This is a genomic window from Actinoplanes flavus, assembly GCF_017592555.1.
GTDB lineage: Bacteria > Actinomycetota > Actinomycetes > Mycobacteriales > Micromonosporaceae > Actinoplanes > Actinoplanes flavus.
This window is the reverse complement of the sequence record NZ_JAGFNS010000009.1, coordinates 1-25,141: the sequence shown is the minus strand read 5'-3', so window position 1 is coordinate 25,141 and position 25,141 is coordinate 1. Positions and strand designations below refer to the sequence as shown.

The following is a 25,141-nucleotide window of genomic DNA, read 5'->3' as shown; positions in this document are numbered from 1 at the left end:
TCGAGGTGCGGCCCGTTCGGCGTACCGTCACCAGGCGACCGGCGCGTAGTCCTTCAGGAAGCAGCCGTACACGTCCTCACCACGCTCACCGCGGATGATCGGGTCGTACACCCGGGCCGCGCCGTCGACCAGGTCGAGCGGGGCGTGGAAACCCTCCTCGTGCAGCCGCATCTTCGTCGGATGCGGGCGCTCGTCGGTGATCCAGCCGGTGTCGACGCTGGTCATCAGGATCCCGTCGGCGAACAGGTCCTCCGCGCTGGTCCGGGTCAGCATGTTGAGCGCGGCTTTCGCCATGTTGGTGTGCGGATGCCCGGCACCCTTGTAGCCGCGGGCGAAGATCCCCTCCATGGCCGAGACGTTCACCACGTACCGTCTCGGGAACTTCGACGCCGTCATCGCCGGCCGCAGCCTGCTCACCAGGATGAACGGCGCCGTCACGTTGCAGAGCTGCACCTCCAGCAGCTCCAGCGGATCGACCTCGTGTACCCGGTCGCTCCAGCTGTTCGTCGGCGTGGTGTCCGGCACCAGGCCGCCCGCGTCGATCGCCACCGACCGGGCCGTCAGCGCCATCTCGGTGATCTGCTGAGGCGTCAACTCGGTCACACCGGAGGTCAGAGCGGCCGCCGGAGACGCGCCCGCCGTGCCGAAATACTCCAGCTCCGGCAGACTCCCGCCGGGCAGTGCCTCGGCCTCGGCGGCGGCGATCGCCGCATAGGAGCCGGCCGTACGCCGTACCGTCTGGGCCGCGTTGTTGATCAGAATGTCCAGCGGCCCGCGTGACGCCACCGACTCGGCCAGACCCACCACCTGGGCCGGGTCCCGCAGATCGATGCCCACCACCCGCAGCCGGTGCAGCCAGTCCGCGCTGTCCGGCATCGCCGTGAAACGGCGGACCGCGTCATGCGGGAACCGCGTCGTGATCGTCAGATCCGCGCCGTCGCGCAGCAGGCGCAGCGCGATGTACATGCCGATCTTGGCCCGTCCGCCGGTGAGCAGCGCCGTCCGCCCGGTCAGATCGGTACGGGCGTCCCGCTTCGCGTGGTTCGTCTCGGCGCACTGCGGGCAGAGCTGGTGATAGAACGCGTCCACCACGGTGAACCGCTGCTTGCAGACGTAGCAGCCACGCGCCTGCTTCAACACGCCCGCCGTGGCGCCCCGCACCGTGCTGCGCAGCGGAATGCCCGCCGTCTCGTCGTCGATCCGCCCCGGCGCCCCGGTGGCCGTGGCCTCCGTCACCGCCCGGTCGGCGGCCAGCACCGCCTGCCGGCGATCCCGCCGCCGCTGCAACTTCACCGTCTTGAACAGTCCGGCGGTCGCCCGCCGCACGGTCACCGCGTCCGGGTGGTCCGGCGACAACGCCTCCACCTCGGCCAGGACCGCGAGACACACCGCGAGCCGGTCCGGATCCACACCCACGGCGCCCGGGTCTCCGGTCATTCCTATGTCCCCCTCTGGTTCCTTGCCCGCACGCACTGTACTTACCGGCGCTCCTATCGGCCGACGGCGGCATCCACGCGAGCACTCTTCGATCACTGGTACGGCGTCCGCCGCCCGCGGGCATCCCGCCGCCCGTGGTCGTGTCCGTTCCGCGGTGGCCGATTTTCCAGCTGGCCGGTGAGGGCTGTCTCAAGGCGTCCGAGACGGCCCGCACAGCCAGCCGGTTTCGTTCGGCTGGCGGTGGGCGCTGTTTCGAGGTGTCCGAGACGGCCCGCACAGCCAGCCGGTTTCGTTCGGCTGGCCGTGAGCGCTGTTTCGAGGGCTTGGAGACAGCTTCGGCGGCCGGCTGGGGTCGTTCGGCTGGCTGTGAGTGCTGATTCCAGGGTTCGAGACAGCCCTCACAGCCAGCCGTACAAGATCAACCTGCCCGGCCGGGACCTGCCCGTCAGGACGGACTCGATGCGGAACCCGACTCCGGCTCCTCGGTGACGGCCTCCCGAGAGGACCGCGCCGGTCCCGGATGGTCGGCCAGCGAAGCCGGACGGCGGGTCTGCCGATCGTACGGATGTTCACCTGAAACGGCGACCCAGGCCGGGCCCGCGTTCGCCGGACGACGCGCGGCCCCGCCGTGGTCGGAGAGGTGATCCGCCAGCGTGGCCGGCCGCCCGGCCCCGCGAAGCCGGTCGTCGAGCGTCTCCGGTCGGCGTCCCGCCGGCTGACCGTCCTCGCGCCACGCACCGACCGGGAGGTCGCCGAGCGTCTGCGGGCGACGACCCTGCCTGGGGATCACCGGGTTGACCGTCAGGGCCTCGCTGAGCGCTTCGGCGGCGGCTGCTTCCGCGACGGCCGCTTCTGTGGCGGCAGCAAGGGTCTCGCCAGCCGGCTCCGCGATGATCGCTGCGCCGCCGTCTGCCATGACGGGTTCGCGGGTCGCCGGTTCCGCTGCCGGTTCGTCGGTCACCTCGGCGTCCTCGGCCTTCGAAGCCGGCGAGTCGTCGAGCACCGCGTGCTGATCAGCGAGCGTTGCGGCCACCTCATCCGTCACGGCGTCTTCGGCAGCGGTACCTCCATCGACTGCCGATTCCGCGGTTGCCATGCTCGGCCGAGCGGGCTCGACGTCCGTGATCTCCTCGATCGGCGCGATCGGTTCGCTGATCAGGATCGTGTTGTTGTCGTTCGTTGCGTCCTCGATGACGAGGGTGTCCGGGCTGTCGGCTGGGTTGAACTCGGCGATCGGTTCGCTGATCAGGATCGTGGCGTTGTCGTTCGCCGCGTCCTCGACGACGACAGGGCCCGGACTGTCGGCCGAGTCGAACTCCGCGATCGGCTCGCCGATCGTGGCGGACGGCCCTTCTGCGGGGGTTTGCCCAGCCGAGTTCGTCTCGGCCGCGGCCGGCTCGTCGATCTGTTCGGCGGCGTGCGGTGCGGGAGCCGTGAGCTGCTCCGAGGCGACTGTCGGTTCGGCTCCCTCCGCGACGGCGGGTTCAGCCCGTGCGGGAATCGCCCCGTCACTGAGCACACCTGCCGCGACGTCGGACCCGTCGCTGTGGTGGGCCGCTTCTGCCTCGTAGATCCTCTCGGTGAGCTGTTCCGTCGCCGATCGGGGTTCGTCGGTCGCTTCCGTCATCGATTCAGGCTCAGTGACCCGTTCCGTTGCCGATTCAGGTTCGGTGACCTGTTCGGTCGGCGATTCAGGTTCGGTGACCTGTTCGGTCGGCGATTCAGGTTCGGTGACCTGTTCGGTTGCCGGTTCGGGCTCGGTGATTCGTTCCGTTGCCGGTTCGGGCTGGGTGACCTGTTCCGCCATTGGCTGAGGGGCGGCGGTCGGCTCCGCGACGGTGAGCGGCTCGTGATCCGGCTCCGGGCTTTCCGTCACGGGGGCGGACGTCTGCTGACCGGCAACGATGGCCGACGCGGGCTCCGCGAGGCGGTCTTCGGACGTCGCCCATTCGGTCTTCGCTGCGACGGGCTCCGAGTTCGCGGGAACGATGCCTTCCCCAGGCTTCCGGCTCTCGTCGGTGGCTTCGGGCCGCGCGACTGCACCTCCAGCATCGGGAAGATCCACGGGGCTCGACGCGGGTTCGTCGTGTTCATGCGAATAGTCGATGTTGTCCCGGATCGTGTCCGGAGCGGTGGGCTCGGCGACTCGGGTCGGTTCAGGTGAGAGATCGGCCTCGGCATCCCGACCGGGCGCTTCGGTGTCCCGACTGGGTGCTTCGGCGATCGGGTTGGGCGCTTCGGCGTCTCCGCTGGGTTCTTCCGCGGAAGGGGTCGTCGAGGGCGTGTCCGGGGCATCGGCGGGGGATGAGGTGGTGGCCTCGGTGTCCGGCGTTCCGCTCGATCTGGTCGTCAGCCACTCGTCGAGGGTTTCCGGGCGGCGTGCGCCGGTCGTGGGCAGGTCGCCGAGGGACTGCGGGCGTGAGGCGGCCAGCCAGTCGTCGAGGGTCTGCGGTCGACGCTGTCCGGTCCGGTCAGCGAGGGGATGAGGAAGCGTGGCGTCCGGGCGGGCCGTGGACCCGTAGCCGCCCATGCCTGAAATGCCGGTATCAGCTTTGAGGTCGGCGGCACCGGCGGTGGCCGGCGATCCGAAAGCCGCGGCGGCTTCGGCGGGAGCCTCGGCCTGGACGGCGATGTCGCCGGGTGCCGTGGGCGCGGTGTGGTCGGTGGGGGCACTGCTCGGTTCGGTGGGGCGGACCAGCCAGGGGAACGATGCGGAACCCGGCGCGGCGAAGTCGGCCAACCTCGGGTCGGAACGCCACGAGAACGGGTCCAGCGCCGGAGCCTCGGTCGCGGTGACGGGTGTCGTCTCGCTCTCGAGGGGTGCGGCGTCCGGGGTCGCGGCGAACATTTCGGTCGTCGGCTCGGTTGCTGCCCGACCGAGCACCGGCGTCTCGTCCCGAATGTCCGACTCGGCGGGAACCGTCTCCTCGCTGGCTTTCTCCATCGCGGCCGCCAGCTGGATGACCTGGGTCGCCGAGGTGTCGTCGTGCTGGTCGTGGGTGGGGTCGGCTGGGGTGGGCGACGGGTCGGTGGCCGGGGCCACTGAGGTGTCGTCGTGCTGGTCGTGGGTGGGGTCGGCTGGGGTGGGCGACGGGTCGGTGGCCGGGGCCGCTGAGGTGTCGTCGTGCTGGTCGTGGGTGGGGTCGGCTGGGGTGGGCGACGGGTCGGTGGCCGGGGCCGCTGAGGTGTCGTCCTGCCGGGCGTGGGTGGGGTCGGTTGGGGTGGTGGGCGGCAGGTCGGTGGCCGGGGCCGCGTAGGTGTCGTCCTGCCGGGCGTGGGTGGGGTCGGCTGAGGTGGTGGCCGGTTCGGTGGTGGGCGGCAGTTGGATGACCTGGGTCGCCGAGGTGTCGGCCTTGTCGGCCTCGTCTGGCTCGGTGGGCGGGTGGATCACCTGCGTGGCCGAGACACCGAATTCGTCGAAGGTCGGTTCCAGGACGGGGACCTCGACGTTCATGGCCTCCGCTCCGGCGGCCAGGGTCGCCTCGACCTCGGCCCAGATGGCGTCGGAGTCGACCGGCTCGGGAACGGCTTCGTCGTCGAGGGAGGGTGCCAGCTCGGCGGGTTCCAGTTCGCCGGGTGCGATGCGGGACAGGTCCGCGGACAACGGGTCGGTCGGGGTGAGGGCGTCCTCGACGGCCGCGAAGGTGATCGGCTCCTCGGTCAGCTCGGGCGACTCGTCGCCACCGCTGATGACGGGAAGATCATCGAGCCCGCCCAGGTCGTCCCCGACCGATGCCGAGGCGCCGCCATCAGCGATCGAAACATCAGCCGCCTCGACCGCAGCGCCATCGAACGAGAGGGCGCCGGGGCTCCCGGGAGAGTGGGCGTCGTCGACTGCGGGGTCGTCGAGCGAGAAGGCGTCGACCGTGGGTTCGGTGGCCGAAACGGCATCACCGGGCGAAACGGCGTCGCCGACCACGGGGCCACCGAGCGAGAAGCCGTCGCCAGACGCAAAGGCGTCGCCGGACGAATGGGCGTCGCCAGACGTAAGGGCATTGCCGGACGAATGGGCGTCGCCAGATGTAAGGGCATTGCCGGACGAATGGGCGTCGCCGGACGTAAAGGCGTCGTCGGACGAAAGGGTGTCGCCGGAGGTAAAGGCATTGCCGGGCGAAAGCGCGTCGCCGACCGCGGGGCCGCCGAGCGAGTGGTCGTCATCGACGACGGCGTCACCGGAGGAAATGCCGTCGCCGGGCGAGACGGTGTCGCTGGGGGAGACGCCGTCGCCGGCCGAGATGGTGTCGCTGGGGGAGACGCCGTCGCCGGCCGAGATGGTGTCGCTGGGGGAGACGCCGTCGCCGGCCGAGATGGTGTCGCTGGGGGAGGCGGCGTCGCGGGGGGAGGCGGTGTCGCCGGGCTCGACCGCACCGCCGTCGGACGCCGCGGCGCCGACCACGGGATCGTCGGCGGGCGGGGCCGCCGAATCCGCGTCCGGGGACGATGCGCCGGCCGTACCGGTGCTGGTGGAAAGGGCGACGGTCGTCGAGCCCGGCAGCGGGAAGCCGAAGGGTGTGGTCCCGTTCTCTTTCTCGGAGATGTATTCCAGGAACGCGTCGTAGTCGAGGACCATGCCGTCGCCGGTGGCGGAGGAGGGCAGCGCCGCCTGTGCGGGGGCCGCCGGCAACGCCCGGCTGACCACCGTGCCGTCGAGGACGGGCCGGTACGCGTGACGCCCGGTGGGTTCCTCCTCGCCGGCGTATTCGGCGAGCCCGGCCCGCTCCTGGAGACGCCGCAGCGGCCCCGGCGCCCACCAGGAGGCGTCGCCGAGCAGGGCCAGCACGGAGGGCACGAGCAGCACCCGGACGACGGTGGCGTCCAGCACCAGGGCGACGATCATGCCGACGCCGATGAAGCGCATGGTGCTGATCGACGACAGCGAGAACGCGCCGGTGACGACGATGAGCAGTAGGGCGGCCGCGCTGATCACCCGGCCGGTACGGGTGAGGCCGAGGGTGACCGCCTCTTCGGTGGTGGCGCCGCGCAGCCGGGCCTCGACCATCCGGGAGAGCAGGAACACCTCGTAGTCGGTGGAGAGGCCGAACACGACGGCGGCCATCAGCACGACGATGCCGGCTTCCAGCGAGGTGGGCGTGACGTCGAGCAGGGACGCGCCGTGCCCCTCCTGGAAGATCCACACGAGGACGCCGAAGGTGGCGGAGAGGCTGAGCGCGCTCATCACGACGGCCTTGACCGGCAGCAGGATGGAGCCGAAGGCCAGGAACATCAGCACCAGCGTCGCGCCGACCAGCAGGGCGATCATGACGGGCAGTTCGTCGGCGATCGCCGCGACGCTGTCGACGTTGCGGGCGGTGACGCCGCCGACCAGTGTCTCGGTTCCGGCCGGTGCGGGCAGCGCGCGCAGGTCCTCGACGGCCTGCCGGGCCTCGGTGCTGAACGAGTCGGTGCTGTCGAGGTCGGCGGTGAGCACGACGACGTCTTCGCCGTTGCCGCCGGTGGCGGTCACCCCGGCGACGCCGGTTATCTTTCCGGCCGCGTCGGTGAAGGCTTCGACGTCCGGTTCCCGGCCGTTCGCCGACCGCACCACGATCTGTACGCCGTCCGCGCTGAACTGCGGATAGTCGGCCTTGAGCGTCTCCACCGCGACCCGGGACGGGTCCCCGGCCGGCAGCTGCCGCTCGTCGTTCTCGCCGAAGCGGGCGTCCGTGATCGGCCACGCCAGGACCAGAAGGGCGATCAGGATCGGTACGGCCACGAGCACCGGCCGGCGCAGCACCCAGGTGGCGAGCCGTTGCCAGCCGCCGGTGCCGGTGCGGGCCGCGAACGGGAGGCGGACCGGGATCAGGTCGACGCGCGGCCCGAGGAGGGCGAGCAGCGCCGGCAGCAGGGTGAGCGACAGCAGCATGGCGAGGAAGACGGCGGCGAGCCCGCCGTACGCGAGGCTCTTGAGGAAGCCTTGCGGGAACAGCAGCAACCCGGCGAGGGCGGTCATCAGCAGGGTGGCGGAGAAGACCACGGTTCGGCCGGCGGTGGCGACGGTCCGGCGGACGGCCTCGGCGGTGGGGTGGAGGGCCTGCTCCTCACGGAACCGGCCGACCATGAACAGCCCGTAGTCGATCGCCATGCCGAGGCCGAGGAGGCTGGCCACGTTGACGGCGAACGAGTTGACCTCGTGGTTGAGGGCGATCAGGTGCAGCACGCCCAGCGAGCCGAGGACCGCGCAGCCGCCGACCAGCACCGGCAGCGAGGCGGCGACCAGCGAGCCGAAGATGACCAGCAGCAGGATGAGGACGATGGGCAGCGACACCATCTCGGCGAAGGCCAGGTCCTCGGTCGAGCGTTCGGACGAGGCGTGCCCGAGCGGGATGCCGCCGGCGAGTTGCACGTGCGCGCCGGGCACGGTGAACGAGTCCTCGATGTCGGCGTACGACTCCATCTTCGCGGCGTCGTCGGAGCCGACCAGGGTGATCACCGCGACGCCGCTGGACTTGTCCTCGGCGGCGAAGTCCGGCGCCTGCTGGTCCCAGTACGACGTCTGCGCGTTGACGGCCGACTTCGGCAGCGCGGCGAGCCGGTCCTTGATCCGCGTGCCGAGCTCGGGGTCGTCGATGGTGCCCTGGTCCGGCGTGTAGACAGCGATGACGTCGCCGCTCCGGCCCTCCGTGGTGGCGGTGATCACCTCGGCGGCGCGGCCCGACTCACTGTTCGGGTCGTGGTAGCCGCCCTCGGTGAGCTGACCGAACACGCCGAAGCCCCACACGCCCGCGCCGAGCACCGCGACGAGCGCGACGATCAGCACCGGCCAACGGAGGCGGGCGACCCGCGATCCCCAGCCCGCGAACACAGGGTTCCCCTTTCGGATTAGAGAGTTTCCGCAGGTCAGCTCAAAGTCGCGGCCTGCAGGGACACTCCGCCGCACTTGTCGTCGAAGGTGGCGCCGGTGATCCATTTGACCGAGATCTTGCCAGTTCCGGAAGCTCGGTAGGAGATGACATAGGCGACGGTCGTCATCGCCGGCTCTCGATTCTCGAGGACGTCGGTGACCGGCTCGCCGCCGGTCGACAGTTCGATGCGGAGGTCGCCGCGGGCGCTGATCGCCCCGACGTACACGGTCAGGACGTTGCGGCCGGTCCCGGCCGGCGCCGTGACGGTGAAGCCGTTGCCGGTGCCGCAGGTGTTGATGCCGCTGGTCACGCCGGAGGTCGCGGCCATCGGCTCGCCGCCGCTCCAGGCGAACCGCTGCGGGCTGGCGGTGTGCCGGACCCGGGGCGCGGTGGGCGTGCCCTCCAGGATGGCGAACTCGCCGTCGGCGTCGCGTTCCAGCGAGAACCGGCCCTGTTCACCCCAGTGCACCCAGTCGATCGTGCCTTCGGCGGCCAGGTCGACGGTCGCGGCGACCGGGACCCGCTCGATGGAGATCGCGTCGACCGGCGCCGTCGACGGCGGCAGGCTCGCGCTGGGCAGCGGGATCGGGATCTGGTCGGCGGTCGCCGTCGGCGCGGCGGTCGGCTCCGGTTCCGCCGGCTGCCCGCCGCTGTTCGCGCGGGCGTGCATGACCAGCCCGAACACCACGACGGCGAGGACGCCGGCCAGGATCACCGCGGCCGGTTCGAGGTAGTCCCGCCGTGCTCCGGGATCGAGCAGAGGCAAGGATCCTCCAGGGCGGCGTCGGTGACAGGGGCGCTAAACGATCTCATCTCGTACGGCCGGGGAGAAGAGGGGGAGGCGGACGGGGGCCTTACGGTTGATCATCCCCATCGGCGATTCGGGGGAGGTTCGCTGTCGCGCCGGTCACATCGTTGAGTAGCGTGTCCGGAGTTTCCGACACCGAGGGGTTCTACGAATGAGTGACAAGAAGCGCCGAAGCCAGGCCATCGCCGGTGTGCTGTGCGGCGCGCTCGTCGTCGCGGTGCTGGTCGGAGTGTTCTTCGCGGTCCGTGACGGCGGCGACGAGGCGCCGGTCGCGTCGCAGCCCTCGGCGACGACCCAGCCGGCCCCGCCCGTTCCGCCGTCGGCCGTGCCGTCGTCCGCGCCCGCCACCGCGGCTGCCTCCGGTGCGTCCGGGCTCAGCCAGGAGCCCGACGTGCAGCCCGGCACCGGAGCGGTGACCGCGGTGACCGTCAAGGAGCTGGTGCCGGGGACCGGTGAGACGGTCAAGGCCGGTCAGACCATCACGGTCAACTACAAGGTGATCAACCACAAGACCGGCGAGCTGATCGACTCGTCGTGGGAGAACGGCGTGTCCGAGCCGTTCACCGCCCAGATCGGCGTCGGCCAGCTGATCCCGGGCTGGGACCAGGGCGTCCCCGGGCAGAAGGTGGGCAGCCGGATCCAGCTGGACGTGCCGGCCGCCCTCGCCTACGGCCCGGAGAAGGGCGACCTGCGGTTCGTCGTGGACATCGTGTCGGCCGAGTGAGCTACAGCTCGGTGACGATCACCTCGAGCTGACGGGGCTGCCCGGTTGGGCCGGGCCGCTCCTCGACCGTGAACTTCAGGTCGCGCAGCGCGGTGACCAGCTCGTCCACCGAGCCCGGCGCGGCGCCCTCGGCGGCCAGCGCGCGGACCAGGCGGCCCTTGGTGGCCTTGTTGAAGTGGGACACCACGGACCGCCTGGCCACCCCGTCGACGATCCGCTCGTGCAGCACCTTGACGGCCGCGGCGTTCTCCGCCGGGGCCCACATCGCGGCGTACGCGCCGGAGCGCAGGTCCAGCACCGGCGTTCCGGCGGCCGCCTCGTCCAGGGCCGGGCGCAGAGCCTTCTTCCAGTACGCGGTGAGCCCGCCGATCGTGGGCAGGGTGACGCCGATCGAGCAGCGGTAGGCCGGGATCCGGTCACCGAGGCGGACCGCGCCCCAGAGCCCGGAGAAGACGACCGCCGACTCCCCGAGCCATCGACGGGCAGCGGGTGGCAGATCGCCCGGATTCAGGGCTTCGTAGAGGACGCCGGTGTAGATGCCGGACGCGACGCCCGCGGGGGCGGTCAGCAGCCCGGCGTTACGGGCCACCTCGCCCCGCTGCCCCTCGCTGAGCCCCAGCACGGCCAGACTGTCCGCGATCGACCGCGCGCTGCTCCGCGCACAGAGCGACACCAGCTTCTTCAGCACCCGGGTACGGGCGGCGGTCAGTGACGGCAGCCACAGCGACGACGGGTCGACGGGCGCGCCGGCGGCGGCCGGGGTCTTGCCTTCGGAGGGCGGGAGCAGGATCAGCACGGGCGAACATTAGCCGGGCCGGTCGGCGACGGCGTCCGCGACCGACGGGTACACGCCGATCAGCCGGATCAGCCCGACCGTGTCGAGCAGCCGTTCCAGGAACTCACCCGGCCCGGCCAGCCGCAGCCAGCCACCGGAGGCCCGGGCCCGGCTGTGGCCCAGCACGAAGGTGCTGAGCCCGATCGAGTCACAGAAGCCGACACCCGCGATGTCGACCACGACGCGTGGCTCGGGGCGGTCGAGCGCCTCGTCCAGCCGGGCGGCCAGGAGCGGGGCGCTGTCCATGTCCAGGGTGCCGTGCACCGTGACGACGACGGCGACGGTCGATTCGCTCAGGGAGACGTCCACCCACGCCTGATGCCCAGAACCGTCCCGCCCGTCACCTCTCCACGGTCACGGTCGTCTTCACGCTGGCCCGGTCGATCTCGCTGACCCGGATGGTGAAGGTGATCTCGTAGGTGCCGGGCAGCGGGAACGACATCGACCCGAGAGCCTGGTTCCCGGTCGGCAGCGGGGCCAGCGGCTGCGGCACCGCCTCCAGGGCCGGGTCCAGCAGCCGGGCCGTGACCTGCCACTCCTCGGCCCGCATCGGCGAGCCGTCCGGCGCGTAGAGGTACGCGTGCACCGTGTTGTACTCGCCCAGCTCCACCGGGTAGATGTTGAACTGGACCGCGTACAGGTCGCTGGTGAGCGTCTCGGACTTGCCGGCGCCGGTGATCTGCCGGTCCTTGGCGGCCGCGATCCGCCCGGTGTCCACCTGCACCAGCACCGAGCTGAGCCCCAAGATCAGCACGGTCGCCACCACCTCGACGCCGACCAGCCGCCGCAGCCCGGTCCCGCCGGACCCGCGCAGCACCAGACGGCGGGCGCCGGCCGCGACCGCCAGCACCACGGCCAGGATGCCGAGTTTGGCGCTCAGCAGCCGGCCGTAGTCGGTCTCCCACAGCGCGCTCACCCGGCCCACCTGGATGACCGACTGCGCGGCGCCCGCGAGGACCAGCCACAACACCGAGAGCGCGGCCCACCGGGACCACACCGGCAGGATCACGCCGAGCACCCGCTGGTCGGTGCGGCGCAGCAGGAAGACGGTCAGCGTGAGCAGCCCGCCGATCCAGACCGCCATGGCGGCCATGTGCACCACCCCGGCGCTCACGGTCACCGCCGGCAGCGGTGCGGCGATGGCGTGCCCGGTCAGCGGCCACGTCGCGAGCCCGGCCACGGACAGCCCGAGAACCGCGTAGGCCCGCGCCTTCCGCGACCCGGCCGGCGGCCGCGGCCCCGGCGCGGGTGCCGGTTCGGGAGCGGGCGCCCCGGCGCCGACCAGGACCGGCTGGGGCACGGTCCGCGGCACGGTCACGGTCCGTCGTGGTTTCCGCAGGAGAGCGGGCAGGAGTACGGCGAGCGCGCCCACGATCGCCAGCCGTCCCAGCAGCAGCGACCCGAACCGGCTGGTCGCCACCTCACCCAGCTCGGCGGCGGTGACCTGCCACAGCGCGGCCCCGGAACTCTGCTGCGCCTGGGTGCCGAGCGCGCCGACGGTGGCCACCGCGGTGAGCCCCAGGCCGATCCGGATCGCCAGCAGCGCCCCGAGCCGGGACCGGGTCCGCGGCCACAGGAACGCCAGGAACAGGGCGGGTCCGGCGATCAGGGTGATCCCTCCGTACCCCAATGTCTTGAAGATCGGAATCGCGGCGGTGACCGACGGATGCGCCCCGGCCGACTCCACCGGCGCCTCGGGCCGTGCCGACGGCGCGCCGACCGAGAAGGTGATCGCGCCGCCGACCGGATGGCTGTCCGCGGAGATGACCCGGAAACTGATCAGGTAGGTGCCGAGCGGGTGCCCGGCCTTGCGGATCGGGATCCGCAGCACCGGGCCCTCGACGGTGACCTTGCCGGAGATCCGCTCGCCGTCCGGGGCGATCACCTGCACCCGGCCCTCGACCGGGGTGACCGGCTCGCTGAAGGTGACGGTGACCTCGGTGGGCGCGGCGTTGTTCAGGCTGCCCGGCGCGGGGGACGCCCCGACCGGCGCGGCGTGCGCGGCGGCCGGCGCGGCGGGCAGCGCGAGGGTGCCGGTCAGCAGGACGAGCAGGAACAGTAAGACCCGGGTCACAAGAGGTAGTTCGGATCGGCGTGGGGAAAGGTTCAAGCCGGGGCTGTCGATACGATCCGGGGCAGCGCCCAGACCCGTCCTCGAGGGAGCCGCCATGTCCCACCACCCCCGTGCCGGTGAGCCGGCCGAGCCGGCCGATCTGATCGACGTTCCCAAGGTCATCTCGCGTTACTACACCGAGCACCCGGATCCCGCGCAGCCGGGGCAGGGTGTCGCCTTCGGGACGTCCGGGCACCGCGGGTCCAGCCTGCGGACCGCGTTCACCGAGGATCACATCGCGGCGACCAGCCAGGCGATCGTGGAGTACAGGCGCGAGCAGGGCACCACCGGCCCGCTCTTCCTGGGCCGTGACACGCACGCGCTGAGCGAGCCCGCGATGATCACCGCGCTGGAGGTGTTCGCGGCCAACGAGGTGACGGTCCTGATCGACAGCCGCGACGGCTACACCCCGACGCCCGCGCTGTCGCACGCCATCCTCACCCACAACCGGTCGGCGAAGGCCAAGGCGGACGGGGTCGTGGTGACGCCGTCGCACAACCCGCCGGACGACGGCGGCTTCAAGTACAACCCGCCGGACGGTGGCCCGGCCGGCACCGACGCCACCGGGTGGATCCAGGACCGGGCCAACGCGCTGATCGCGGCGGGGCTCAAGGACGTGCGGCGGGTCACCGCGGCCGCGGCGCGGGCTTCGGAGAGCGTTCAGGGGTACGACTACCTCGCCACGTACGTGGACGACCTCCCGTCGGTGATCGACGTCGACGCGATCCGCGACGCCGGCGTGCGGATCGGGGCGGACCCGCTCGGTGGGGCCAGCGTGGCGTACTGGGGTGCCATCGCCGAGCGGCACCGGCTCGACCTGACCGTGGTGAACCCGCTGGTCGACCCGCGGTTCGGCTTCATGACCCTGGACTGGGACGGCAAGATCCGGATGGACTGCTCGTCGCCGTACGCGATGGCGTCGTTGATCGCTCGGCGGGACCGCTTCCAGATCGCCACCGGAAACGACGCCGACGCCGACCGGCACGGCATCGTCACCCCCGACGGCGGCCTGATGAACCCCAACCACTACCTCGCGGTGGCCATCGCCTACCTCTACTCCTCGCGCGACGGCTGGCCGTCCGGGGCCGGCGTCGGCAAGACCCTGGTGTCCTCGTCGATGATCGACCGGGTCGCCGCCGACCTGGGCCGCCGCCTCGACGAGGTGCCGGTCGGTTTCAAGTGGTTCGTGCCCGGCCTGCTCGACGGGTCGATCGGCTTCGGCGGCGAGGAGAGCGCAGGCGCGTCGTTCCTGCGCCGCGACGGCGGCCCGTGGAGCACCGACAAGGACGGCATCATCCTGGACCTGCTGGCCTCGGAGATTCTCGCGGTGACCGGCCGGACCCCGAGCGAGCACTACCGGGAGCTGACCGCGCGGTTCGGTGAGCCGGCCTACGCCCGGATCGACGCCCCCGCCACCCGCGACGAGAAGGCGATCCTGGCGAGGCTGTCGCCGTCGCAGGTCACCGCGTCCACGCTGGCCGGCGAGCCGATCACCGCGGTGCTGACCACCGCCCCGGCCAACGGCGCGGCGATCGGCGGCCTCAAGGTGGTCACCGAGTCCGGCTGGTTCGCGGCCCGGCCGTCCGGCACCGAGGACGTCTACAAGATCTACGCGGAGTCGTTCCGGGGCCCCGACCACCTGGCGCGCGTCCAGGAGGAGGCCCGGGCTGTGGTGTCCGCCGCACTGTCCGGCTGAATTCCACTCAGATTCGGGGCTCGCGCGCCGACTGGTAGACCGCAAGGAGATGCCAACCGGGCAGGAGCCGAGACCCCCGATGAGCGAACCCGAGAACGCCGGCGGTCTCCCCCGGCCATGGTCCGGAGGGCTGGCGCCCGTCCTGGTCTCCGTCGGCGCCATCCTCGGGGTCGTCACGTGGTTGCTCGTCCGCGGCGACGACGAACTGTTCCTCGGCTACGTCGGCGGCCCGGTCGCGATGGCCGCCGGCGCGTACGCCTGCCTGCGGATCGCCCGGCTCCCCGGGCTGCCGCGGCGGGTCCACGTGTTCTGGCGGCGGATGACGCTGGTCGGTGTCTGCCTGCTGATCGCCGCGCTGGTCGCCATGGTCCGGGCCAACAACGACACCGGCATGTCGGTGTACGTCGCCGTCCCGACACTGGCCGGCCTCGGCCTCCTGATGTTCGCCTTCCTGGCTCTGCGCGGCCGCGAGTCGACCCCGGTCGCCCTGCTCCGGGCCGTGCTCGACGCCCTGACGGTGGCCGTCGCGAGCGCCCTCGTCTTCTGGTACACCGTGTTCGACCTGGCCCCCGAGGACACCTCCCTGGCCGCCCGGATGGTGGCCGCCCTCGTCGGCGTCGGCGGCGTGCTGCTGCTGGTGACCGTCGGCAAGGCCGCCGCCGCCCCGGAGACCGCCGTCGACGGCACCGCGCTGCGGGTCCTCACCGCCGCCCCGATCGCCTGCGTGGCCGGCACCATCCTGCTGATCGCCGGGGACGACCAGTCCCGGATGGCGCTGTCGGTGCTCGTCCTGCCGATCGTCGGCACCGCCCTCGCCATCAGCGCCTACCTCCAGCGGCGGGCCCTCGACCAGCCGGAGGCGCAGCCCGTGCCGGCCTCGAACCGGTCGCTGTTCAACCTGCTGCCGTTCGCCGCGGTCGCCGCCACCACCGGCCTGGTGATCAGCGTCAGCGCCCAGGACATGAGCCACCGGCAGCGCACCGTGATCATCGGCGCGCTGCTGATCGCCGGCTGTGTCGTCGCCCGCCAGTTGCTCAGCCTGCGGGAGAACACCCTCGCGCTGCGGGGCATCCGCCGCCAGCAGGCCGAGCTGGAACGCCTGGCGCTCAGCGACGCCCTGACCGGCCTGCCCAACCGGGCCCGGTTCACCGTGGCGCTCGCCGAGCGCATCGAGGCCCGCCGACCGGCCACCGCGCTGCTGATCGACGTCGACGACTTCAAGATGATCAACGACACGCTCGGCCCGGCCGCCGGCGACCAGCTGCTGTTCCAGGTGGCGCAGCGGCTGCGGGCCCAGTGCACGGCCGGCGAGATGCCGGTCCGGCTCGGCGGCGACGAGTTCGCCGTGCTGCTGCCCATCGACACTCCCGCCGCCGCCGAGTCCGCCGCCGGGCGGGCGTTGCAGGCCCTCGCCGACCCGTTCACCGTCGGCGAGCAGCACCTGCTCGTGCACGCCAGCGCCGGCATCGCGATCGCCGAGCTCGGCGAGACCGCCGACGAGGTGCTGCGCAACGCCGACATCGCCATGTACGCCGCCAAGGAGGCCGGCAAGGCGTCCTGGGCCCGGTTCGAGCCGCGGATGCGGCAGGACATGGTCAACCACGCCATGCTCGCCGGCGAACTGCGCACCGGCATCGCCCGCGGCGAGCTCCGGCTGCTCTACCAGCCCATCTACGACCTGGTCACCGGCCGCCTGCACGGCGGCGAGGCGCTGGTGCGCTGGCAGCACCCGGAACGCGGCTTCGTCTCGCCCGCCGACTTCATCCCGGTCGCCGAACGGACCGGCCTGATCGTGCCGCTCGGCGCCTGGGTGCTGCGCGAGGCGTGCTCACAGCTGGCTCGCTGGCGGGCGACGTTCAAGGACGCGGCGGTCGAGGCCGTCAACGTCAACGTGGCGGTCCGCCAACTGCGCGAGGCCGGCTTCGTCGACGAGGTCGCGGCCGTGCTCAGCGAGACCGGGCTCAGCCCGCGCGACCTGATCCTCGAGGTCACCGAGTCGTCGGTGGTCGACGGCTGGCAGGTGCAGGAGACCCTCCGGGCACTGCACGAGATGGGCGTACGCCTGGCTCTCGACGACTTCGGCACCGGCCAGTCGTCGCTCAGCCTGCTCCGCGCCTTCCCGGTCGACGTGCTGAAACTGGACAAGTCGTTCGTCGACGGCATCGCCGAGGGCGCCGACCGGGGCCGCCTCGCGGTCGCCGCCGCGGTCGCCCAGCTCGCCGAGCACCTTCAGCTCAAGGCCGTGGCCGAGGGCATCGAGAACCAGGAGCAGCTGAACCGGCTGCGGGACATGGGCTACCGGTACGGGCAGGGCTTCTTCATGGCCCGGCCGCTGCCCGCCGACGATTTCGCCGCCCTGATGGCCACCGACCCGGTCCGCGCCTGAAAAACCCTCTGGACCTCAAGCGGGGTCCAGGTAATACCGTGCAGTCCATGACCGTCGTCACGGGGCACGTCCGGACCTTCTACCAGCTGCTCTTCAACACCCTGCTGGTGTCGGTCATCAACTTCACCGTCTGGTTCGCCGTCACCTTCTGGGTGTACCTCGAGACCAGATCGGTCTTCGCGACCGGCGTCATCTCCGGCATCTTCCTGGTGCTGACCGCGCTCACCGGCGTCTGGTTCGGCAGCCTGGTCGACGGTCACCGCAAGAAGACCGCGTTGCAGGGCTCGGCCCTGGCGTCGCTCGTGCTGTACGGCGCCGCCTTCGCCGTCCACCTGTCCGTGCCCGGCGAGGCGTGGACGGACCCGGCCGACGCGCGGCTCTGGGCGTTCGTGCTGCTGCTGATGTTCGGCGTGATCGCCGGCAACATCCGCACCATCGCGCTGCCCACCCTGGTCACGCTGCTGATCGACGCCGACCGGCGGGACCGCGCCAACGGCCTGGTCGGCACCGTCTCCGGCACCAGCTTCCTGGTCACCTCGGTGATCAGCGGCGTGCTGGTGGCCTTCGACGGCATGTTCTCGGTGCTGGTCCTGGCCCTGGCGGTGCTCGGGTTGTCGCTGGTCCACCTCACGTTCGTGCGCATCCCGGAACGGGAACCGGAGCACACCGAGGCCGCGAGACCCGGCGTCGACCTGCGCGGCACCATCCGGATCATCGCCGGCGTGCCGGGCCTGACCGCGCTCATCCTGTTCAGCACGTTCAACAACTTCCTGGGCGGCGTGTTCATGGCCCTCGCCGACGCGTACGGGCTGTCGCTCGTGTCGGTGCAGACGTGGGGCCTGCTGTGGGGCGTGATCAGCACCGGCTTCATCCTCGGTGGGCTGCTCGTGTCCCGTACCGGTCTGGGTTCCCGCCCGGTCCGGCTCCTGCTGCTGCTCAACGTGGTCCTGTGGGTGATCATCGTGGTCTTCCCGATCTGGGCGTCGATCATCCCGATGGCCGTCGGCATGTACGTGTACATGCTGCTCATGCCCTATGCGGAGGCCACCGAGCAGACCATCCTCCAGCGGGTCGTGCCCTACGAGCGGCAGGGCCGGGTCTTCGGCCTCGCCCAGAGCGCCGAACAGGCGGCGTCCCCGCTGACCGCGTTCCTGATCTCCCCGATCACCCAGTTCGTGTTCATCCCGTTCATGAGCGACGGCGGCGCCGGTGCGGACGCCATCGGCTCCTGGTTCGGCACCGGCGCCGACCGGGGCATGGCCCTGGTCTTCATCCTCACCGGCCTGATCGGCGTGATCGCCACGACGCTGGCTCTGGCCAGCCGCCCCTACCGGGCCCTGAGCCGCCGCGTCGCCGAGGACACGCCGGCCACCGAACCGGCCGCGGCACCCGCCTGACCCGTTTCCCTCAAGCCGGGCGCGGCGCGGCCGATCGTTGGCCGAGACCCCGTCAGGCCGAGGAAGGGAACCCGGTATGGCATGGCCGCGTGCCACGGCTCCCGCCTGGCCCGTGCACGCCGGAGTGCTGGGACTGTCGGCCGCCGCGGTCGCGTCCTACGCGCTGACCGGCCCCGGCTCACGAACGGTGATCTTCGCGCTGGTCACCGCCGCCCCGATCATCACCTACCTGGCCGCCATCGCCGCCCGGCACCTCACCGACCGGCTGCCGTGGCTGATCGCCACCGCGGGCATGGCGATGCTGACCCTCGGCACGCTGTGCTGGCCCGACTGGATCCCCGGCCACCACCTCGGCCGGGCCGAGGGCGGTGGCACCGACCTGGTGATGGCCGGCGCACACGTGCTCTTCCTGGCCGGCACCGCGATCGGGCTGCGCCGGCACGGCCGCAAGGACCCCGGCGGCCTCATCGACGCCGCGCTGATCGGCCTCTGCGCCGCCGGCCCGCTCGGGGCCTGGCTGATCCGCCCCGGCCTCGTCCCGGACGCCACCCCGCTCGGCAAGATGTTGCTGCTCTCCGACCTGCTGCTGCTCTCCGCGGTGATCGGCTGCCTGCTCCGGATCGGCGTCACCGCCCCGAAGTCGCGCGGCCCGATCGCCTACCTGATGGCCGCCGGCATCCTCACCCTGCTCTGCGACGTCGTCGCGGTCCTCACCGTGCACGGCAGCCACGTCCCGACCGCCCAGCTGATGATGGTGGCCTACCTGTGCGTGGCCGCCGGTCCGGTGCTGCCCACCGGCCCGCACGTCACCCGGCCGGCGCCCGGCCCGGCCACCGTGCGGCACCCGCCGCTCGGCTGGCTCGGCGCCGCCCTCTGCGCCAACCCGGCGGTCGCCGCCGTCCAGGCGGTCCAGAGCGACGGCCCGGCCAGCGTGGTGCTTCCGGCCACCACGATCCTGGTGGTGCCGGTGGTGGTGCTGCGGTTGCGGCTGCTCTCCGCGCAGCGGGCCCGCGCCGAGCGCACCCTCGCCCATCAGGCCCACCACGACGACCTCACCGGTCTCTACAACCGGCGGCACACCGTCGACCGGATCGACGAGGAGCTGCGCGCCCTCGACGACGGCCCGCTCGCCGAGGTCACCCTGCTGCTCTGCGACCTCGACGGCTTCAAACCGGTCAACGACCGGATGGGCCATCAGGCCGGCGACACCGTGCTCCAGGAGGTCGCCCGGCGGCTCACCGCCGCGGTCCGCGAGCAGGACCTCGTCGGCCGGATCGGCGGCGACGAGTTCCTGATCCTGCTACGCGGCGAACATCCCGGCGGCGGCACCACGGTCGCCGACCGGATCGTCGAGTCGCTGCGGGCACCGATCTTGGTGGGCGGCACACCCGTACGGATCGGGGTGTCGATCGGAACGGCCGTCGCGCGCGCCGGCGCCGTCGTCGACCGGGAGACCCTGATCGCGCGGGCCGACGCCGCCATGTACGAGGTGAAGGCTCAGCGGCGCTTGACCGCGACCCCGGCATAGCCCATCGCCGCCAGATCCGGGTCCACCCCGGCCGGCAGCTCGGCGAACGGCCACAGGTGCACCAGGCCGGGCTCCTCCAGCGGCCAGTCCCCGAAGAACGCCCGGATCGTCTCCGGGTCCCGCGGGGTGAACGGCGAGTTCGCCCGCTGGTAGATCGCCGAGATCTTGGCCATGTGCTCGGGGCGGGCGTCCGAGGCGGCGTGCGAGATCGCCAGCACGCTGCCCGGGGCCACCGCCTCCCGGATCGCGGCGACCGGGGTGTGCGGGCCGTCGCCGTCCGGAATCAGGTGCAGCAGGAACATCATCAGGATGCCGGCGGGCTCGTCGAGGTCGATCAGTTTCCGCAGGCCCGGGTCGGCCAGGATCGCCGCCGGATCGCGCAGGTCACCCTGGATCATCGTGGTGTTCGCCGAACTGAGCAGGGCCTGACCGTGGCGGCAGACGACCTCGTCGCGGTCGACGTAGACCACCCGCACCGACGGATCGACCGCCTGGGCGATCTGATGCACGTTCTCCCTGGTGGGCAGGCCGGAACCGATGTCGATGATCTGGCGGATCCCGCGCTCGGTGATCATGTGCCGCACCACGCGGACGATCAGCTCACGGCCGGAGCGGGCCGCGTCGCGCATCTCCGGCGCCACGGACAGGACCGCGTCGGCGGCCGCCCGGTCGACGGCGAAGTTGTCCTTGCCGCCCAGGTAGTAGTCGTACATGCGGGCGGCGTTCGGCACGGTCACGTCGATGCCGGGGGGCACGGTCATGCCCGGTGAGGATAATCGAGCCCGGCCGATCGTTCTCGGCCGGGCTCGCACAGTGGGATCAGGCGTCGACCTCGGGGCGGCCCTCCGCGGCCCACAGCGTGTGGAACGAGCCCGGCTTGTCCACCCGGTGGTAGGTGTGGGCGCCGAAGAAGTCCCGCTGGCCCTGGATCAGGGCGGCCGGCAGGCGCTCGGCGCGCAGGCTGTCGTAGTAGGCCAGCGCCGAGGAGAAGCCGGGCGCCGGGATGCCCTGCTGGGCGGCGGTCACCGCGACCCGGCGCCACGCGTCCTGGGCGCCGGCCACCGCGTCCTGGAAGTACTCGTCCACGAGCAGGGTCGGCAGCGCCGGGTTCTTGTCGTACGCCTGCTTGATGAAGTCCAGGAACTTGGCGCGGATGATGCAGCCGGCCCGCCAGATCTTCGCCATGGCGCCCGGGTCGATGTCCCAGCCGTACTCCTTGCTGGCGGCCTGGACCTGCTGGAAGCCCTGCGCGTACGCCACGATCTTGGAGGCGAACAGCGCCTGCTCGACGTCCGCCACCAGGTCACCGGCGTGCGAACCGGCCGACGCCGACGGGCCCGGCAGACCCGCGCTGACCGCCGCCTCACGCTCCTGCACCCCACCGGAGATGGCGCGGGCGAACACCGACTCGGCGATACCGGACACCGGGACGCCCAGGTCCAGGGCGGCCTGCACGGTCCAGCGGCCGGTGCCCTTCTGCTCGGCGCGGTCCAGCACGACGTCCACGAACGGCCTACCGGTGGCGGCGTCGACCTGCTTGAGCACCTCGGCGGTGATCTCGATCAGGTAGGAGCCGAGCCGGCCCTCGTTCCAGGTCTTGAAGATGCCGGCGATCTCGGCGGGGGAGTGGCCGCCCACCCGGCGCAGCAGGTCGTACGCCTCCGCGATCAGCTGCATGTCGGCGTACTCGATGCCGTTGTGCACCATCTTGACGAAGTGGCCGGCGCCGTCCGGGCCGACGTGCACGCAGCACGGCTCGCCGTCCACCTTCGCCGAGATGTCCTCCAGCAGCGGGCCGAGAGCCTCGTACGACTCCTTCGGGCCGCCCGGCATGATGCTCGGGCCGTGCAGCGCGCCCTCCTCGCCACCGGAGACGCCGGCGCCCACGAAGTGCAGCCCCTTCGCCTTGAGCGCGGCCTCGCGGCGGCGGGTGTCCGCGTAGTGCGCGTTGCCCGCGTCGATCAGCATGTCGCCCTCTTCCAGCAGCGGGGCGAACTCGTCGATCACGGCGTCGGTGGCCGGGCCGGCCTTGACCATGATGACCACGCGGCGCGGGCGCTCCAGGCTCGCCACAAACTGCTCGGCGGTCTCGGCCGGCAGGAAGCTGCCCTCGTGACCGAACTCCTCGACGAGCTCCTTGGTGCGGCCGTAGGACCGGTTGTGCAACGCCACGGTGTGTCCGTGCCGGGCGAAGTTCCGGGCCAGGTTCCGGCCCATCACCGCCAGGCCGGTGACTCCGATCTGCGCCTTCTGCGACATCGTGCTACGTCCTTCCTCGTTACCCGCCCGTTACGGGCCCCGCGGTCATTCTTACGGGTTCGGGAGCCCGGCGGTTCGATCCCGTCCACGTGGTGAACACTCTCGCCGCGGGTTACCTCATGTGCCCGGACCGCGTACCGATCGCAGGTGTCGTGACCCGGAACCTCGGAATGGTGGCCTACATCAGCGCCGCGACCGCACTCACGGCCGCGATGCCGGTGGTGTCCGAAGGTGGCCGCGACCTGATCCTGCTGGCGATCTCGGTGCTCGCCGCGATCCCGGTCACCCTCCTCGTCCGCCGGGTGCCGCCCGGCGAACGGCGCCCCTTCGTGCTGATGGCCTTCGCCCTCGGCTGGCTGGTGCTCGACAACGTCATTCTGCTGAGCGGCCGGAACGCCGCCGTCGGGGACCTGATCGTCCTGGTCAGCAACCTGCACATGCTGGCCGCCGCGGTCGCCCTGGTGCTGCGCCGTGGCCGCGCCGACATCGGCGGCCTGCTCGACGCCGGCGTGGTCGCCGTGGTCGTCGCCGCCCTCACCTGGACCGTCGTGCTGGAACCCAGCCTGGTCCGGGCCGGCGTCCCCCTGGCCAAGCAGACCAGCCTGCTGGCCACGGTCCTGCTGATCTCCGGGATCCTCGGCACCCTGATCCGGGTCCTGCGCACCAGCGAGCGGTTCTCCGCCCCGCTGGCCCTGTTCATCCTGTCCGTGCTGGGCAACCTGGCCGGCGTGGTCGGCGGAATCCTCGCCACCGGAACCGTCACCTCGCAGTCCACCGTCCTCCGCGAGACCATCTTCGTGGTCGCCTACGCGCTGGTCGGCCTCGCCGCCCTGCACCCCCGCGCGGCGGACCTCGCCCACCCCTGCCCGGTGCCGCCCGGCCGCCTCCTCGCCGGCCGGGTCATCGTCCTCGGCGGTGCGATCGCGGTCATCCCCACCGTCTCCGGCGTCCGCGAGATCCTCGGCATGCACGGCGACGCCGCCCTGCTCACCGTCGGCAACCTGCTGATCATCACGCTGGTGGGCGTCCGGGTCGCCCGGATCGGCCTGCAACGCGAACAGGCCGAACGACGGCTGCGCCACCAGGCCACCCACGACCTGCTCACCGGCCTGCCGAACCGGGCCGAACTGTGGAACCGCCTGGACGCCGCGCTACGCCGCGAACAGGAGGCCGGTCACCCGTCGGTGGTGCTGCTGTTCTGCGACCTCAACGGCTTCAAACAGGTCAACGACCGGCTCGGCCACCTGGCCGGAGACCGGCTGCTGACCGAGGTCGGCGCCCGCCTCGGCGGCCTCGGCGCGTTCGCGGCCCGCTACGGCGGCGACGAGTTCGTCCTGCTCGGCGAGGACGCCGAACGGCTCACCGCCCTGGTCCGGGCCGCCCTGGCCGAGCCGATCGTCGTCGGCGGCGAACCGATCCGGGTCAGCGCCAGCGTCGGCGCCGTCCACTCCGACGCCCGCACCTGCGCCGACGAACTGATCCGGCGCGCCGACCAGGCCATGTACCAGCAGAAAGCCACCCGGCGCGCGGCCTGAACGATTGTTTCCGATGCGTGGGCGGGGCGAACGCGGGTGAGATCGGTGCGGCGGTACGCTTCCTGCCATGCCGATCCGGACCGTGCCGACATCCGGGTCGTCGCGGGCATGAGGCGCGGAGAGATCTGGACCATCGGCGATCGCGCCGACCTGCGCTACCGCGTCCTCGTCCTCTCCGGCGACAGCTACAACGAGCGCGGCAACGCGGCCCCCTTCTGCGCGCCGATCGTCCGGCAGCGGGGGGTCACCGAACTCCCACCGTACGCGGTCGCCCTCACCGAACAGGACCCGATCACCGGCGTAGTCGTCGTCAACCGCATGCGCCGCCTGCCCGCCTCCACCGGCGCCGAACGAATCGGCATGGTGACCGGCGCCAGCATGGCCCGCCTGGCCGAGGCGATGCGGGATCTTTTCGAGCTTTAAACCCTTTATCCGGTACGGGGTACACCGCACGATTTCTGCCATTTTCGGTTTGCTGAACCCGATTTCCTGCCTTAGTGCCCGAAGTCCACGCCGTTCGACTCCCGAGCCCGGATGAAGATCTCCTCTCGAAGAGGCGGCCGTGTCGCTGCCCGGCGGTTGTCGTCGGTGGAAGGCCGTCGCTCGTCGCTGTCTGGCGGTTGTCGTCGGTGGAAGGCCGTCGCTCGTCGCTGTCTGGCGGTTGTCGTCGGTGGAAGGCCGTCGCACGTCGCTGTTTGACGGCTGCCGCCGGTCGAAGCCCATCGGTTGCCGCCCTTGTTGCCGTCGGCTCACCGGTGCTGCTCGGCGGCCCTCATTGGCCGGCGCCCTTCGGTGCCGCCGCCGTTGTCGGTTACTGGCTGGCGGCCATCCCTGGTCGGCGATGCCCCGCGGTCTGACCGCGCCGGCCTCGGGCGCGTTTCGGCGCCCGCGGGCCGAAGTGAGCAGTTGCCCGAGGGGCACAGGCGGGTCGGCGCGCGACGACGCCGGCCCGCTCGCCTGGCCGCGCGTCGAGCGCGCCGCCGCTTCGACGTGATCGCGCGGGGCTATGCGATTTTCGATGAAATGACAAAAGATTTCTCTGTGCTGTTACATGTTTCTCGTTTCGTCATCAATGACGCTTGTTCTTCATCTTCCCTTCGGCCCGGAATTGGCATGATCGACTTCTTACAGTCTTTCTCCCGGAAGTAGGAGAGTATAGGCATGCGGCAGCAGCAGCTATTCTCCCCGAAGACGATCGCCACGATGCGCGACCGAACCAAGCGACGAAACCATTCGCCAGCCGCCGACCAATTCCGCCGCGACCACGAACGCCACCGCGAATGGGGCCTACACCAGCGCCACGCCCAACGTTTGCGCCGCGCCCAACTCCGCCGTGACCCGTCTCCTGCCACTGCCGCTGGCATTTCCGCCCCCACCCTCGCGCCCGCGCCTGTCTCCGCGCCCGCGCCTGCATCTGCCTCCGTGCCCGCGCCCGCACCGAATTCCGTGCCCGCGTCCGCGCCCGCGCCCGCGTCCGCGCCCGCGCCCGCGCCCGTGCCCGTGCCCGCGCCCGTGCCCGCGTCCGCGTCCGCCTCCGGGCCCGCGTCCGCCTCCGGGCCCGCGTCCGCCTCCGGGCCCGCG

General features: G+C 71.8%; 15 protein-coding genes. 7 read left to right on the top strand and 8 right to left on the bottom strand.

The features are described 5' to 3' along the window. Positions 1-27 precede the first annotated feature (27 nt). The 3 genes from J5X75_RS15165 to J5X75_RS15155 form a co-directional block, all read right to left on the bottom strand. Positions 28-1,437 (bottom strand): SDR family NAD(P)-dependent oxidoreductase, encoded by a 1,410-nt coding sequence (locus tag J5X75_RS15165; protein WP_208468039.1) that lies wholly within the window; start codon positions 1,435-1,437, stop codon positions 28-30. Between the two features lie 445 nt (positions 1,438-1,882). Beyond that, positions 1,883-8,194: an MMPL family transporter gene (locus J5X75_RS15160; protein WP_307798095.1), complete on the bottom strand. Its 6,312-nt coding sequence runs from the start codon at positions 8,192-8,194 to the stop codon at positions 1,883-1,885. A gap of 80 nt (positions 8,195-8,274) precedes the next feature. Then, complete coding sequence (locus J5X75_RS15155) at positions 8,275-9,045, bottom strand: hypothetical protein (RefSeq protein ID WP_208468037.1); 771 nt, start codon at positions 9,043-9,045, stop codon at positions 8,275-8,277. Between the two features lie 193 nt (positions 9,046-9,238). Between J5X75_RS15155 and J5X75_RS15150 the strand changes: the two genes are divergently transcribed. Further along, entirely contained in the window at positions 9,239-9,811 is a 573-nt protein-coding gene (locus J5X75_RS15150) for an FKBP-type peptidyl-prolyl cis-trans isomerase (protein ID WP_208468036.1), read from the top strand. 1 nt (position 9,812) lies between these two features. Here J5X75_RS15150 and yaaA read toward each other — a convergent pair whose 3' ends face one another. The 3 genes from yaaA to J5X75_RS15135 are packed head-to-tail and all read right to left on the bottom strand — an operon-like array spanning position 9,813 to position 12,720. Continuing rightward, positions 9,813-10,607, bottom strand: coding sequence for a peroxide stress protein YaaA (yaaA, locus tag J5X75_RS15145; protein WP_208468035.1), 795 nt, complete (start codon positions 10,605-10,607; stop codon positions 9,813-9,815). A 9-nt stretch (positions 10,608-10,616) separates the two neighbouring features. Next, positions 10,617-10,955, bottom strand: a complete 339-nt coding sequence (locus tag J5X75_RS15140) for an STAS domain-containing protein (RefSeq protein WP_307798094.1) — start codon at positions 10,953-10,955, stop codon at positions 10,617-10,619. A gap of 31 nt (positions 10,956-10,986) precedes the next feature. After that, the gene (locus J5X75_RS15135; RefSeq protein WP_307798093.1) at positions 10,987-12,720 is read right to left on the bottom strand and encodes a copper resistance CopC/CopD family protein; all 1,734 of its coding nucleotides are present in this window, start codon (positions 12,718-12,720) and stop codon (positions 10,987-10,989) included. A gap of 94 nt (positions 12,721-12,814) precedes the next feature. Here J5X75_RS15135 and pgm point away from each other — a divergent pair, with 94 nt between their 5' ends. The 4 genes from pgm to J5X75_RS15115 all read left to right on the top strand — a co-directional run bounded on the left by pgm (position 12,815) and on the right by J5X75_RS15115 (position 19,766). Beyond that, the gene (gene pgm / locus J5X75_RS15130; RefSeq protein ID WP_208468033.1) at positions 12,815-14,455 is read left to right on the top strand and encodes a phosphoglucomutase (alpha-D-glucose-1,6-bisphosphate-dependent); all 1,641 of its coding nucleotides are present in this window, start codon (positions 12,815-12,817) and stop codon (positions 14,453-14,455) included. Positions 14,456-14,534: 79 nt separating this feature from the next. Beyond that, a complete protein-coding gene (locus J5X75_RS15125) occupies positions 14,535-16,841 on the top strand; it encodes a putative bifunctional diguanylate cyclase/phosphodiesterase (protein WP_208468032.1) in 2,307 nt (768 codons plus the stop codon). A 47-nt stretch (positions 16,842-16,888) separates the two neighbouring features. Then, positions 16,889-18,238: an MFS transporter gene (locus J5X75_RS15120; RefSeq protein ID WP_208468031.1), complete on the top strand. Its 1,350-nt coding sequence runs from the start codon at positions 16,889-16,891 to the stop codon at positions 18,236-18,238. Between the two features lie 76 nt (positions 18,239-18,314). Beyond that, positions 18,315-19,766, top strand: coding sequence for a GGDEF domain-containing protein (locus J5X75_RS15115; protein ID WP_208468030.1), 1,452 nt, complete (start codon positions 18,315-18,317; stop codon positions 19,764-19,766). Here J5X75_RS15115 and J5X75_RS15110 read toward each other — a convergent pair. Next, positions 19,736-20,527: an SAM-dependent methyltransferase gene (locus J5X75_RS15110; protein ID WP_208468029.1), complete on the bottom strand. Its 792-nt coding sequence runs from the start codon at positions 20,525-20,527 to the stop codon at positions 19,736-19,738. The genes J5X75_RS15115 and J5X75_RS15110 overlap by 31 nt on opposite strands. A gap of 58 nt (positions 20,528-20,585) precedes the next feature. Continuing rightward, a complete protein-coding gene (gene gnd, locus J5X75_RS15105) occupies positions 20,586-22,025 on the bottom strand; it encodes an NADP-dependent phosphogluconate dehydrogenase (RefSeq protein WP_208468028.1) in 1,440 nt (479 codons plus the stop codon). A gap of 92 nt (positions 22,026-22,117) precedes the next feature. On the opposite strand from gnd, the gene J5X75_RS45970 reads away from it, so the two are divergent. Then, positions 22,118-23,560 (top strand): GGDEF domain-containing protein, encoded by a 1,443-nt coding sequence (locus J5X75_RS45970; protein ID WP_208468027.1) that lies wholly within the window; start codon positions 22,118-22,120, stop codon positions 23,558-23,560. A gap of 45 nt (positions 23,561-23,605) precedes the next feature. Beyond that, positions 23,606-23,983 (top strand): type II toxin-antitoxin system PemK/MazF family toxin, encoded by a 378-nt coding sequence (locus J5X75_RS15095; RefSeq protein ID WP_307798092.1) that lies wholly within the window; start codon positions 23,606-23,608, stop codon positions 23,981-23,983. Positions 23,984-25,141: the final 1,158 nt, after the last annotated feature.

Bases quoted from the DNA above. Each gene is read 5' to 3' on its own strand.
- gnd (WP_208468028.1), bottom strand. From the start codon at position 22,025: ATGTCGCAGAAGGCGCAGATCGGAGTCACCGGCCTGGCGGTGATGGGC.
- pgm (WP_208468033.1), top strand. From the start codon at position 12,815: ATGTCCCACCACCCCCGTGCCGGTGAGCCGGCCGAGCCGGCCGATCTG.
- J5X75_RS15115 (WP_208468030.1), top strand. From the start codon at position 18,315: ATGGCATGGCCGCGTGCCACGGCTCCCGCCTGGCCCGTGCACGCCGGA.
- J5X75_RS15125 (WP_208468032.1), top strand. From the start codon at position 14,535: ATGAGCGAACCCGAGAACGCCGGCGGTCTCCCCCGGCCATGGTCCGGA.
- J5X75_RS15165 (WP_208468039.1), bottom strand. From the start codon at position 1,437: ATGACCGGAGACCCGGGCGCCGTGGGTGTGGATCCGGACCGGCTCGCG.
- J5X75_RS15150 (WP_208468036.1), top strand. From the start codon at position 9,239: ATGAGTGACAAGAAGCGCCGAAGCCAGGCCATCGCCGGTGTGCTGTGC.
- J5X75_RS15120 (WP_208468031.1), top strand. From the start codon at position 16,889: ATGACCGTCGTCACGGGGCACGTCCGGACCTTCTACCAGCTGCTCTTC.
- J5X75_RS15110 (WP_208468029.1), bottom strand. From the start codon at position 20,527: ATGACCGTGCCCCCCGGCATCGACGTGACCGTGCCGAACGCCGCCCGC.